Source organism: Thauera sp. WB-2, from assembly GCF_027594845.1.
GTDB lineage: Bacteria > Pseudomonadota > Gammaproteobacteria > Burkholderiales > Rhodocyclaceae > Thauera > Thauera mechernichensis.
This window is the reverse complement of record NZ_CP088935.1, coordinates 423313-436474: the sequence shown is the minus strand read 5'-3', so window position 1 is coordinate 436474 and position 13162 is coordinate 423313. Positions and strand designations below refer to the sequence as shown.

Genomic DNA, 13162 nt, shown 5'->3' with positions numbered 1-13162 from the left:
CTCCCTTGCTGGCAGCCCCCCCGCTCATGCCTGCACATAGGCGCGGATGCCGGCGGCGATGAACTCCACCGCCAGTGCCGCAAGCACCAGGCCCATCAGGCGAGTCATGATGTTGAGTCCGGTACGCCCGGCAAGACGGCTGATCGGGCCGGCGAGGCTGAAGGCGAACCAGACCACGGAGCCCATCACCAGGCCGGCCCCCAGCAGCATCAGCACCGTACTGGTGCCCTGGTCGGCGTAGATGATGACCGTGCTGACCGTCCCAGGGCCGGTGAGCAGCGGAATGGTCAGCGGCACCACGGCAATGTTGGCGCGCTCTGCAGCCTCGTCGGTCTCCTCGGGAGTCGTACGGCTGGGGGCGGGTTGGGCGTTGAACATCGAAATGGCGACGATGAACAGCAGCACGCCACCACCGACCTGGAGCGAAGCCACCGTGATGCCGAAGCCGGCCAGCAGGTACTTTCCGCACAAGGCGGTGACCGCGATCACGACGAAACTCGCCAGCGCTGCAGTACGTGCGGTTCGGCGACGCTCGAGCGCCGACTGGCCCTGGGTCAGGCCGATGAAGGCCGGGATCGCGCCAAAGGGGTTGATGAGCGCGGCCAGCGTGATGAAGATCTTCGCAAATTCCATTCGATGCACTCCAAACGGCCAATGGGGAACGCCCCCGCATGGTCCCGCGTCCGGCAGACTACGATGCCGGCGCGGTCGGCGGCAAATTCCGCAGGCGCCGCCAGTGCTCGAGGCGCGCAAACCCGCTTGCGGCTGACTCAGCCTGTCCCGCCGCGCTATCCTCGCCGCCTTCTTGCGGCCTTCTTTCGGCCTGCTCGCGGCAGTGAGCGCGGCCACGCCGAAGCCGGCGCACATCGACCAGCCCGCACGGAGTGCCTGCGGCACGGAGACCTACTTATGGAACTGAAATGGCTGGAAGACTTCATCAGCCTGGCCGAAACGGGCAGCTTCTCGCGCTCGGCCGAGCAGCGTCATGTGTCGCAGCCGGCGTTCTCGCGCCGCATCCGTGCGCTGGAGGCGTGGCTGGGGGCGCCGCTGGTGGACCGCAGTGCGTATCCAACCCAGCTCACCGCGGCTGGAGAGGCCTTCAAAGGCCCGGCTGCAGACCTCATCAGCCGGCTGCATGCGGCCCGCGCACTTGCGCGCGGCATGCAGCCGGTAGCGGGCAATGCCCTCGTGTTCGCCGTGCCGCACACCCTGGCCTTCGCCTTCTTTCCCGCCTGGCTGGGGCAGCTCAAGCAGGCCTTCGGCGAACAGCCCACGCGCCTGATGGCAGGCAATGTCCATGACGTGGTCACCACCCTGGTCGAAGGCGGGTGCGACCTGCTGCTGTGCTACCACCATCCCGCCTATCCCGTATGGCTGGATCCCGCGCGCTTCGAGGGCCTCAGGCTCGCCACCGAGACGGTGCGGCCCTATCTGCCACGGGGGCTCGTCGGAAACGGGCGCTGGCGGCTGCCGGGCACACCGGAGACGCCCATCCCCTTCCTGCGCTATGGCCCCAACACCTATCTGCGCAGGATGGTCGACACCATCCTCGATCGCGCCGGTCAGCCGGCGCACCTGGCGCTGCACTACGAGTCCGACATGGCCGAGAGCCTGAAGGCGATGTTGCTTGCCGGACACGGCCTGGCCTTCCTGCCCGCCAGTGCAGTGACGCGCGAGCTCGAACGCGGCGAACTGAGCGTTGCCGGCGATGCCCGATGGACGCTCGAAATGGAAGTGCGGCTCTATCGCGACCGTGCCAACACGCGCCCCGAGCTGCTGCGACTGTGGGCGCATCTGACGGCCGATGTGGCGTCGGCGGACGGCGCGCGCTGACGCTGCGGCCTCGTCCTGCAGGTGCGCTTTCGCAGTTTATGCGCGAAACGCATGACCCGATGAAGCAACGGTATCCGCGGCCAGGCGACCCCGCCGGAGAATGCGCGCTTTCCACGCGAGGAGACCCCGCACATGAGCACGCAACCCGCCCGTCCCGCCAGCTTCGACAAGCTGGGTGGTCTGTCCTACCTCAATCCGGCTGCGCCCGAACCGTGGTCGAGCTTCGTCGAGCAGATCGAGCGCGTACGCCCCTATCTCGGCTCGCTCGAGCGCTGGATCGAGACCCTCAAGCACCCCAAGCGCACGCTGATCGTCGACGTGCCCATCGAGCGCGATGACGGCACCGTCGCCCACTACGAGGGTTACCGTGTGCAGCACAGCCTGTCGCGCGGACCGGGCAAGGGCGGGGTGCGCTTCCATCCCGACGTCACGCTCAACGAGGTGATGGCACTCGCCGGCTGGATGACGATCAAGAACGCCGCGGTCGGCCTGCCCTTCGGCGGCGCCAAGGGCGGCATCCGCGTCGACCCGGCAAGCGTGAGCAAGGGCGAACTGCAGCGCATCACCCGCCGCTACACCTCCGAGATCGGCGTCATCATCGGCCCGAACAAGGACATTCCGGCACCCGATGTGGGCACCAACGCAATGACCATGGCGGTGATGATGGACACGTACTCGATGAACCGCGGCGGCACCGCCACCGGCGTGGTCACGGGCAAGCCGATCGCGCTCGGCGGCAGCCTGGGCCGCCAGGAAGCCACCGGCCGCGGCGTGTTCATCACCGCCCGCGAGGCCGGCCGCAGCATCGGCCTGCCGGTCGAGGGTGCGCGCGTGGTGGTGCAGGGTTTCGGCAACGTCGGCGGCATTGCCGCACGCCTGTTCCACGAGGCCGGTGCGCGCGTGATCGCGGTCGCCGACCATACCGCCACCCTGGTCAACGAGGGTGGCATCGACGTCCCCGCAGCGCTCGCGCATACGGCGGCGAACGGCGGCCTCGCGGGCTTTGCCGGTGCCGCGGCGATCGACATCGAAGACTTCTGGCAACTCGGCTGCGAGTTCCTCGTGCCGGCCGCGCTCGAAGGCCAGATCACCCCGCAGCGCGCCGAGCGCATCCGCGCCCGTGTCGTCGTCGAAGGCGCCAACGGCCCCACCACGCCCGCGGCCGACGACGTGCTGCGAGCGCGCAACGTGCTGGTGGTACCCGACGTGATCGCCAACGCCGGCGGCGTGACGGTGTCGTACTTCGAATGGGTGCAGGACTTCTCGAGCTTCTTCTGGAGCGAGGAAGAGATCAACGAGCGCCTCGAGCGCATCATGATCAACGCCTTCAACGCCATCTCGCATGTGGCGACCGAGAAGCAGGTGCCGCTGCGCACCGCGGCCTTCATCATCGCCTGCAGCCGGGTGCTCGAAGCGCGCGCCGAGCGCGGTCTGTACCCCTGAGCGCGGCACCCGGCCGAAACCAGGCGCTAGGCCGGCCCGCCGGCCTGCGCATCCGCACCGAGGCGGAACAGCAACGCGTACAGTGCCGGCACGAACAGCAGGGTGATCGCGGTACCCACCGCGACACCGCCGATCAGCACATACGCGAGCGGCCCCCAGAAGGTGTCCAGCGTCAGCGGGATGAAGGCGAGGGCCGCTGCAATCGCGGTCAGCACCACCGGGCGGGCGCGCTGCACCGCGGCCTCGACCACGCCGTCGAAGGGGCCCATGCCGGCCTCGAAATTGTCCGCGACCTGCTGGGTCAGGATGAGGGTGTTGCGCATCAGGATGCCGGCGAGGCCCGTCAGCCCGAGCAGGGCGACGAAGCCGAAGGGCTGGTCGAACAGCAGCAGTGCAATCACCGCACCGACGAGACCGAGCGGCGCGGTCGCCAGCACCACGAAGGTACCGGTGAATGAGCGCATCTGCAGCATGATGAAGATCAGCATGCAGGCCACCATGAGCGGCTGCAGCGCCTGGATGGAGGCGTCGGCCTTGCCCGACTGCTCGACCGCACCCGAGATCATGATGCTGTAGCCGGGTGGCAGCTGGCTGCGCACGCCCGCAAGCGAAGCCCACACCGCCGCGGTGACGTCGTTGGGCTGGGCACCCTGTACATCGGCCTGCACCAGCAGTTCGGGCTCACGGTTGTAGCGTTTGATCACCGGCTCCTCGAAGCGCACCTCGAGGCGGCCGAGCTGCCTTGCCGGCAGCTTGCGCCCGTCAGGGGTAAGGATCTCGAGCATGGACAGGCTCTCCGCATTGAGCCGTGCGCCGCCGCTGGCACCGCGCGCGATCACGTCCACCGTGCGGATATCCTGGCGTACCTGGGCGATGCGCGTGCCCTCGAGGTGGAACTGCAGCTGCTGGGCCACGTCCTGCGGCGTGAGCCCGAGCAGACGCAGGCGCTCGACGTCCATCGCCAGGTGCAGCACCGGCGCGCGCTCATCCCACTCGAGGTGCGGATCGACGATGTGCGGGTTGGCCGCCATCACCTCGCGCACCTGATGCGCGATGCGGCGCAGCTCGAGCTGATCCGGCCCCAGCACGCGGTAAGCCACCGGCCATACCACCGGCGGCCCGTAGAGCAGACTCGACACCCGCACCCGGGCCTCGGGAAACTCGCCTTCATCGACGTGGCGCTGCAGCTCGGCGATCAGCGCATCGCGCGCCGCCACGCCCTCGGTGACCACGAGCAGCTTGGCAAACGCGGGGTCGGGCGGCTCGGGGTTGGCGGACAGGAAAAAGCGCGGCACACCGGCGCCCACGTAGGCCAAGCTCGAGCGGATGCCGTCCTGGGTGGCGAGGATGGCCTCCAGCCTGCGCACGGTTGCATCCGAGGCCGCAATGCTGCTGCCCTGGGGCAGATAGACGCTGAGCAGCACCTCGGGGCGATCCGAACTCGGGAAGAACTGCTTCTGCACCACCGTCGCCATGCCCAGCACCGCCAGCACGAGCAGTCCCAGGGTGCCGAAGACCACGGTCTTGCGCCAATGCACGCAGCCGGTGATGAGGCGGCGCAGGCGGCGGAACATTGGCGTCTGGTACACGCTCTCGTGGCTGTGGACGTTCTCCGGCGCCACCGTCGGCAGCATCTTGACGCCGAGGTAGGGCGCGAACACCACCGCCACCAGCCAGGACACCAACAGCGAGATCGCCAGCACCCAGAAGATGTTGCCGGTGTATTCACCAACCGCCGAGCGCGCAAAGCCGATGGGCAGGAAGCCGGCCACCGTCACCAGGGTGCCGAACAGCATCGGCGCAGCCGTCACCGTCCACGCGTGCGCCGCGGCGCGGATGCGGTCCCAGCCCTCCTCCATCTTCACCAGCATCATCTCGACCGCGATGATGGCGTCGTCCACCAGCAGGCCGAGGCCGATGATCAGCGCCCCCAGGGTGATGCGGTCGAGGTTGATGCCCATCAGCTTCATGAGCAGGAAGGTGATGCCCAGGGTCACCGGCACCGCGATGCCGACCACCAGCCCGGCGCGCCAGCCGATGGCCAGCATGCTCACGCCCACCACCACCACCACCGCCACCAGGAACTTGAGCTGGAAAAGCTCGACCGCGGCCGAGATCGCCTCGGCCTGGTTGGTCAGCACCTCGAGCGTGATGCCCAGCGGCAGGCGTTCGCGCTCGGCGTCGACGAAGTGGTCCAGGCGCTCGCCCAGCACCAGGCCGTTCTCGCCCTTGTTCATGACCACGCCGAGCAGCACCGCATCCTCGCCGCGCGAGCGCACCAGCTGTGCGGGGGGTTCCTCGTAGCCACGGTGGACATGGGCGATATCGCCCAGGCGCAGCACGCGGTCGGCAACCCGGATCGGCACCGCAGCGAGTTGCGCGGTATCGGAAAGGTCCGCATCCAGGCGCAGGTACAGGCGCGGCCCCTCGGTCTCGAGGCGGCCGGCAGGCAACAAGCGATTGCCGGCATTGATGGCGTCGAACACCGCCTGCGGCGCGATACCGAGGTTGGCCAGGCGCGCGTTGTCGAACTCCACGTACACGCGCTCGGGACGCTCGCCCAGCACCAGCACCTTGTGCACGCCGTCGACGCGCTGCATGCGGTCGCGGATGACCTCGGCCTCGCGCACCAGTTCGCGCATCGGCAGGCCGGGCGCGGTCAGCGCGATGAGCTTGAAATAGACGTCGGCGAAATCCTCGTTGACGATCGGCCCGATCACTCCGGCCGGCAGGCTGCCGGCCTCGTCCTGCATGCGCCGGCGCACGTCGTACTTGAGCTGCGGCACCTCGCCCGGCTTGGTGTATTCATGGAACTCGATCTGCATGTTGGCCGAGCCGGGGCGGATGGTGGTGATGATGCGGTACACATGCTCCACCTCCTGGACGCGCTTCTCCAGGCGGTCGACCACCTGCTCCTGCATCTCCTCGGGAGTCGCGCCCGGCCACACCGCATTGACCACCATCACCCGCATCGTGAATGCAGGGTCCTCGGCCCGCCCCAGCGACAGGAAGGCATACACGCCACCGAGCACCGCCAGCAGCAGGAAGAAAAAGGTGATCGAGCGCTCGCGCACGGCGAGCGCAGACAGGTTGGGGAAGCTCATCGCCCAAGCTCCCGCACCGCCATGTCCTCGACCAGCAGGTGGGTGCCGAGCGCGACGACCCGGTCGCCGGCCGCGAGCGGCCCGCGTACGCGAGCGGCCTCGCCATCGGTCCCCACCACGGTCACCGCCACCGCCTCGACGCGCCCATCGCGCAACCGCCACACCCGCGGCCCCTGGCCACGATCGTTGAGCGCACCGAGCGGGACGACGAACTCGCCCTCGGCCTCCGCCAGCGGGGCATCGAAGCGCGCACGCAGCACCGCACCGAGCACCAGCGCATCAGGCGGGCCCAGCACGGTATAGCGCGCACGCAGCGTGCGCCCCTGACGATCGACCGCGCCCGCCGTCTCACGCAAGCGCAAGGCCAGCGTCACGTCCTCGCCCAGCGTCGCTTCGCCGTCCTGCGGCGGCTGCGCGCCCTCGGGGAAGTACACCTCGAGCTCGCGCTCGCCCGCCTGTGCCAGCATCGCCACCGCCTGACCTGGGGCCACCACCTGTCCAGGCTCGCCGGTGACGTCGATCAGCACGCCGTCTGCCGGCGCCAGCAGCCGTCCATAGCCGAGCGCGTTGCGCGCCTGGGCAAGGCGCGCCGCGGCGGCATCGCGCCGTGTCTGCGCCTCGCGGCGCGCCAGCTCGAAGCGCTCCAGCGCCTGCGCGCTGGTAAAGCTCTGCTCCTGCAGCTGACGGTTGCGGGCGAGATCGGCAACCGCGGTCGCCAGAGCCGCATCCGCGGCGGCGAGGTCGGCTTCGGCGGCACGCGCACCTTGCTCCAGGTCGCGCTTGTCGAGCTCGAACAGCACCTGCCCGGCCGCGACCTGCTGACCTGCGTCAACCCGGCGCTCGGCGATCCGCCCCCCGACCTGGAAGGCGAGCGGCGTCTCCACCCGTGCCCGCACCGTACCCGACAGCCCGAGCTGGCCCTCGGTGCTCGCCGTCACGGCCACGGTCTTCACGAACGGCGGCGCCTTGTCCTGCACCGGGGGCACACTGCGCTCGCAGCCCGACAGGACGAACGCACCCAGGATCAGCGGGAGCACGAACAGGCGCATGGGGGACTTCCGTTCAGATGAGTTCAGCATGGGGGGCGAATCGTACGGCATCGATGAGGACGCCGAGATCATGCCACACCCCATTCGCGCCCATGCAGGGTTCCGAACGGAGACGTACGGAAGCTGAACGTGGCGGCTCGGCGTTCCGGCATGTGATGGCCGAGCACGCGTGCGCCGCTTACATCCCCTGGTAGATCGGTCCTTCGCCGCCCTGCGGCACGACCCAGTTGATGTTCTGGGTCGGGTCCTTGATGTCGCAGGTCTTGCAGTGCACACAGTTCTGGGCGTTGATCTGCAGGCGCGGCCCAGCCTCTTCGTGGACGATCTCATACACCCCGGCCGGGCAGTAGCGCTGCTCGGGGGCGTCGTACTTGGCCAGGTTGATTGCGATCGGCACCGCGCCGTCCTTCAACTGCAGGTGGCAGGGCTGCTCTTCCTCGTGGTTGGTGTTGGACAGGAACACCGAGGACAGGCGATCGAAGGTGAGCACGCCGTCGGGCTTGGGGTAATTGATCTTCGCGCATTCGGCCGCCGGCTTGAGCTTGTCATGGTCGGCGCTGTTGCGCAGCGTCCACGGCGCCTTGCCGCGGAACACCACCTGGTCGATGCCGAACAGCAGCGAACCCAGGTACAGGCCCTTCTTCATGTAGGGCTTGAAGTTGCGCGTCTTGTGCAACTCGGCGTACAGCCAGGAGTCGCGGAAGGCGGCCGGGTAGGCGGTGAGCGCGTCGCGCTCGCGTTCCTTGGCGAGCGCCTCGAAGGCGGCCTCGGCGGCGAGCATGCCCGACTTGATCGCGGCGTGGCTGCCCTTGATGCGCGCGGCGTTGAGAAAGCCCGCATCGTCGCCGATCAGCGCGCCGCCCGGGAAGATCAGCCGCGGCAGGCTCTGCAGGCCGCCGGCGGCAATGGCGCGCGCGCCGTAGGCCAGGCGCTTGCCGCCTTCGAGATACTTGCGGATCTCGGGGTGCGTCTTGTAGCGCTGCATCTCCTCGAAGGGCGACAGGTGCGGGTTCTCGTAGTTGAGGCCGACCACGTAGCCCACCGCCACCAAGTTGTCCTCGAGGTGATAGACGAAGCCACCGCCGTAGGTGGCGTTGTCCATCGGCCAGCCGGCGGTGTGCACCACCAGGCCGGGGCGATGGTTCTCGGGCCTGACCTCCCACAGCTCCTTGATGCCGATGCCGTAGGTCTGCGGGTCGGCGCCCTCGCGCAGATTGAACTTCGCCTCGAGCTGCTTGCCCAGATGGCCGCGACAGCCTTCGGCAAAGAGCGTGTACTTGGCGTGCAGCTCCATGCCCGGCTGGTGGTGCGGGCCGGGCGTGCCGTCACGGTTGAGGCCCATGTCGCCGGTAGCCACGCCCTTGACCGCGCCTTTTTCATCGAACAGCACCTCGGCGCCGGCAAAGCCGGGATAGACCTCGACGCCGGCCGCCTCGGCCTGCTCGCCGAGCCACTTCACCACGTTGCCCAGGCGCACGATGTAGTTGCCGTGGTTCACGAAACAGTCGGGCAGCAGGCCGTTGGGGGCCTGGCGGGCACCGGTCTCGGACAGGAACAGCACGCGGTCTTCGGTGACCTCGGTGTTGAGCGGGGCGCCCTGTTCCTTCCAGTCGGGGATCAGCTCGGTGAGCGCCTTGGGGTCCATCACCGCGCCCGACAGGATGTGGGCACCGATCTCGGCGGCCTTCTCGATCAGGCACACCGACAGCTCCTGGCCCTTGGCCGTGGCGAGCTGTTTCAAGCGGATCGCCGCCGCCAGCCCGGCCGGGCCGCCGCCGACGATCAGCACGTCGAATTCCATCGACTCGCGTTCGATGCTCATGAAGATCCCTTCGTAAAACAGAATAGCAGTCGCACCCGGCGCGGGTGGCCCGCGGTCATGCGTTGCGCCAGTCGGGCACGACACCGTGTTCGAGCGCGAACGCCTGCGCCTGCACGGTACGGCGCTGGAAGCGGTCAGCCTCCGGCTGCGTCGCCAGCCAGCACATCACCGCGGCTGGCACCTCCGGTGGCGCCACCCCCTTGCGCATTGCCAGCACGCCTTTGTCGCCAATCGTGGCGCGCAGTGCTTCGGTCGTGACCACACCGGGGTTGATGGTGAACGCGCGGATGCCTTGCTCGCCGAACTCCGCGGCAAGCACCCCCGACAGGCGTGACACTGCCGCCTTGCCCGCCCCGTAGGCATACCCCCAGCCGCCCTTGCCGGCGGCCACCGGCGGGTCGCTCTCACCGGCACCGGAGGTGACATTGATCACCGTGCCGCCGCCGCGCGCGATCATCGCCGGCAGCAGGCACTGGGTGAGCACGACCGGCGCCATCACGTAGCCCTGGAACACCCGTTGCAGGGTCTCTCCCCCAAGCGCCATGAAGGGCAGGTTGAGGTCGCTGCCCTGATAGATGGCGTTGTTGACCAGCACGTCGACCTGCCCGTAATGGGCGAGTACGGCTGCAGCTGCGCCACGCACCGAGGCCTCGTCCAGCAGGTCCATGCGCAGCACCAGCACCTCGCGCCCGAGCGCGCGTACTGCAGCGGCGGTCGAGGCCAGGCTGCCGGCAAGGGGACGGCCCTCGGCATCGGTCAACGCATGCGCGTGTGTCTCACCCTCTTCCAGGGTGCGCGCGCTGATCGCCAGGTCGTAGCCCGCACGCGCGAAGGCGAGCGCGGTCTCGCGCCCGATCCCCCGGCTCGCGCCGGTAATGAATGCAACCTTGCTCATGATCGGACGCCGTCTCCGCTGGGTTCAGAAGCGCTCGGGGCGCGTCATCGCATCCATGCCGCCATCGACGAAGACGACGGTGCCGTGCACGAAGCTGGCCTGCGCGGATTGCAGGAAGCACGCCACGTTGGCGATCTCATCCGGCGCGCTGTTGCGTCCGATCGGTGCCACGAAGTTGCGGATCGCCTCGCCATAGCGCGCGTCGGCGCGCGAGGCGTCGAGCAGCGGCGTCTCCACTGCGCCCGGAGCCAGGACATTGAGCCGGATCCCCTTGGGGCCGAGCTCGACGGCCTTCTTGCGCGCATACACCGTGATCGCGTACTTCGAACCCGCATAGGCCGCCTGCGGCATCGCCATCGCGTCGGCCTGGGTGCGCGCACCCGCTTCGTCATTGGCGAGCATGGCGCCGACCATCGGCAGCTTGTCCATGCCCTGGTGCACCGAGGCTACCGAGCCGATCAGCAGCACGGCAGGCTTGGTGCCGCGCTCGAGCGCAGGCGCCAGGCCATCGACCAGCGCGCTCATGCCGAAATAGTTGACGCTCACGATCAGGCTGCTCGACGGCGCGGTCGGCCCCAGGCCTGCACAACAGACCAGGCCGTCGAGCGTACCGCCGCAGGCCTCGAGCACCGCATCGACGGCGGCCTTGCGCCCCTCGGCGGACGCCAGATCGGCGACGATGTCGGCGTTCTGGCGGTCGATGCCGATGACGCGCTGGCCTGCGGCGAGGAGTTGATCGCGGATCGCGGCGCCGATGCCCGACGCGGAACCGGTAACGACAGTGACGCTCATGTGAATCTCCCTCGACCCCCGGTGGGGGAACATGTCAATGCCGCAGTATCACCAGCGCAACAACGGCCCGGCATCGTCCGCGCGGACTAAGCCCTCGCCCCCCGGCCTGCTCTAGAATCGCGCTCATCGACCGTTCCTCCAGGAAGCTTGCCATGAAGCCGCCGCAGCATCTGCTCCTCGCCCTGATGATCGGTCTCGCCACAGCGGCGATGCCGGTGCATGCAACGGAAAGCGCCGCGACAACGCAGCGCGCACAACAAGCCGCCGACAGCGGCTCGCGCGCACAGGCCCTGCTCGACCGCGCCGAACGACACCTGGTGGACAAGGGCGATGAGGCGCTCGCCAGCTTCAGCCGCGCCGGGGAGTTCGTCGAAGGCGAACTCTACGTGTACGCGATCGACACCCAGGGCAACTTCCTTGCCAGCGGCGGAAGCTCGATCACGCTGATCGGGCGCAACGTCACCGACCTGCAGGACAGCGAGGGGCGCAGCTTCATGCGCGAGATCCTCGATGGTGCTCGCGCGCAGGGCGCAGGTCGCGTCGAGTACCGCTGGCGCAACCCGAGCACGGGACGCAACGATCCCAAGATCGCCACCTACCGCAAGGTCGGCGAACGCATCCTCGTGGTCGGCTACTACACCCCGTTCGCCAGCCTGGAACTGGCCAAGTCGCTGCTGTGGCGTGCCGTACACCAGTACAAGACCCAGGGCGACGCCGCCTTCGCCCGCTTCAACAGCCTCAACGGCGGCTTCGTGCAGGACGATCTCTACGTGTTCGTGATCGGTCTCGACGACGAGATCGTGTACGCCAACGGCGGCCACCCGCGCTTCGTCGGCCGCAAGGGCGGCGAGCTGGCCGACACCAACGGCAAGCGCTTCATCCGCGAAATGATCGATGTCGCCCGCGACCGGGGCGAGGGCGAAGTCGAATATACCTGGCGCAACCCGCTCACGCAGAAGGTCGAGCACAAGCGCAGCCACGTCATCCGGGTGGATAACTACCTTTTCGGCGCGGGCGCATTCACCGGCCCTGCGCGCTGAACCGGCGCCCAGGCGCCGGGTTCAGGCGATACGGCTCAAGGCGGCCACGCTGTTGAGCATGATGCGCACCAGCTCGGTCTGACGCCTGACGCCGGTCTTGGAAAAGATCGAGCGCAGATGGGCGCGCGCCGTGTTGCGACGGATGTTGAGCGCCTCGGCAGCCTCTTCCAGTGACAGGCCGTTGGCCAGCTCCATGGCGAGCGCAGTCTCTGCCGGTGTCAGGTTGAAGAGCTGCTTGGCCGCCGCCGTGCTGGCGAGCGACTTTCCGGCCGCATCGCGGATATAAACCATCGCCGCGGGGTGGCCCTTGCCCTCGGCCCACTCCTGCGAGGGCACGGGCTCGACCACGATCCCCAGGCTGACCTGCCCCGAGGGGCGCGACACCGACATGGCCTGCGCCAGCGTAGGCGGACTGCCGGCGTGGCGGAGAAAGGCATTGCGGATGAGCTGCTGCAACTCACGGTTGTCGCTCGGATAGGAGGCCTCGAGCCGCCCGCCGACCAGCTTCAGGCCATCGTTCGCAGCCACCAGCTCGCGCGCGATCAGGTTCTGCTCGAGCACCTTGCCGCTCTCGTCGAGCACGATGGTGCCGACCGACAAACGGCCGATGGCATCGGAGTACAGCGCCCCCATCGACTCGCTGCGATCGAGCAGGTTGTGCACATGCAGCGCCCGGCGCAGATGCGGCAGCAGCGCCTCGCAGCGCGCACGATCGACCGCGTCGAAGTTCTGCGCCGCCTCGCCGCGCGTGATACGAAAGCGCAGCTTGCCACCGTCGGGCGTCGAGATGTCCGCACCCATGACATGGAACACATCCTTGGGCGCGCACCAGTGCTGGAAATAGGGCATGCGCCGCCACTCAGCCTGGGTCATCAGGTCATCGACGGTGAACACCTTGTCCACCGGCTGATTGACGAAGGGCGTGCTGTCGTGGCCATAGGGCAGGTAGGTCACCCGGTCGCCGCCCTCGACCCCGACCGCGATCATGAGGCCAAGATTGCCCTCGTCGGGGCTGCGCAGGATCAGGGTGACGTAGTTCGCCTGGAACAGCGCACGCAGCATCTCCAGCGCATTCGGCCAGCCACGGCTCTCGAGCGACGCGTCGTAGAGCGCCGAGACGATGCGGTCGTAATCCGCGAGATCCAGATCAATGTTGGCCAAAACCCTATCCCTCATCGACGCAG

Annotated in this window: 10 protein-coding genes; 3 read left to right on the top strand and 7 right to left on the bottom strand. The window is 68.4% G+C overall.

The genetic code is table 11. The features are described from left to right. Positions 1-24 precede the first annotated feature (24 nt). Positions 25-633 carry a MarC family protein gene (locus LQF09_RS01855; protein WP_002925045.1) on the bottom strand — a complete coding sequence of 203 codons (609 nt, stop codon included), beginning with the start codon at positions 631-633 and terminating at the stop codon, positions 25-27. Positions 634-909: 276 nt separating this feature from the next. Between LQF09_RS01855 and LQF09_RS01850 the strand changes: the two genes are divergently transcribed. Continuing rightward, positions 910-1833: a LysR family transcriptional regulator gene (locus LQF09_RS01850; protein ID WP_270069018.1), complete on the top strand. Its 924-nt coding sequence runs from the start codon at positions 910-912 to the stop codon at positions 1831-1833. A gap of 132 nt (positions 1834-1965) precedes the next feature. Next, positions 1966-3276 (top strand): Glu/Leu/Phe/Val family dehydrogenase, encoded by a 1311-nt coding sequence (locus LQF09_RS01845; protein ID WP_270069017.1) that lies wholly within the window; start codon positions 1966-1968, stop codon positions 3274-3276. A 26-nt stretch (positions 3277-3302) separates the two neighbouring features. Here the strand turns inward: LQF09_RS01845 and LQF09_RS01840 are convergent, their stop codons facing one another. From LQF09_RS01840 to LQF09_RS01820, 5 genes are all read right to left on the bottom strand, one after another. Further along, positions 3303-6380, bottom strand: a complete 3078-nt coding sequence (locus tag LQF09_RS01840; protein ID WP_270069016.1) for an efflux RND transporter permease subunit — start codon at positions 6378-6380, stop codon at positions 3303-3305. Further along, positions 6377-7429, bottom strand: a complete 1053-nt coding sequence (locus tag LQF09_RS01835) for an efflux RND transporter periplasmic adaptor subunit (RefSeq protein ID WP_002925051.1) — start codon at positions 7427-7429, stop codon at positions 6377-6379. The genes LQF09_RS01840 and LQF09_RS01835 overlap by 4 nt, the downstream gene beginning before the upstream one ends. A gap of 178 nt (positions 7430-7607) precedes the next feature. After that, entirely contained in the window at positions 7608-9245 is a 1638-nt protein-coding gene (locus tag LQF09_RS01830) for an electron transfer flavoprotein-ubiquinone oxidoreductase (protein ID WP_270068140.1), read from the bottom strand. A gap of 61 nt (positions 9246-9306) precedes the next feature. After that, complete coding sequence (locus LQF09_RS01825; RefSeq protein WP_002925055.1) at positions 9307-10146, bottom strand: SDR family NAD(P)-dependent oxidoreductase; 840 nt, start codon at positions 10144-10146, stop codon at positions 9307-9309. 24 nt (positions 10147-10170) lie between these two features. After that, entirely contained in the window at positions 10171-10938 is a 768-nt protein-coding gene (locus tag LQF09_RS01820) for an SDR family oxidoreductase (protein ID WP_270069015.1), read from the bottom strand. A gap of 152 nt (positions 10939-11090) precedes the next feature. Between LQF09_RS01820 and LQF09_RS01815 the strand changes: the two genes are divergently transcribed. Continuing rightward, on the top strand, positions 11091-11978 hold the full coding sequence (locus LQF09_RS01815; protein WP_002944534.1) for a cache domain-containing protein: 888 nt from the start codon (positions 11091-11093) through the stop codon (positions 11976-11978). A gap of 21 nt (positions 11979-11999) precedes the next feature. On the opposite strand, the gene LQF09_RS01810 is transcribed toward LQF09_RS01815, so the two are convergent. Beyond that, positions 12000-13139 carry a helix-turn-helix transcriptional regulator gene (locus LQF09_RS01810; protein ID WP_002925061.1) on the bottom strand — a complete coding sequence of 380 codons (1140 nt, stop codon included), beginning with the start codon at positions 13137-13139 and terminating at the stop codon, positions 12000-12002. Positions 13140-13162 lie beyond the last annotated feature (23 nt).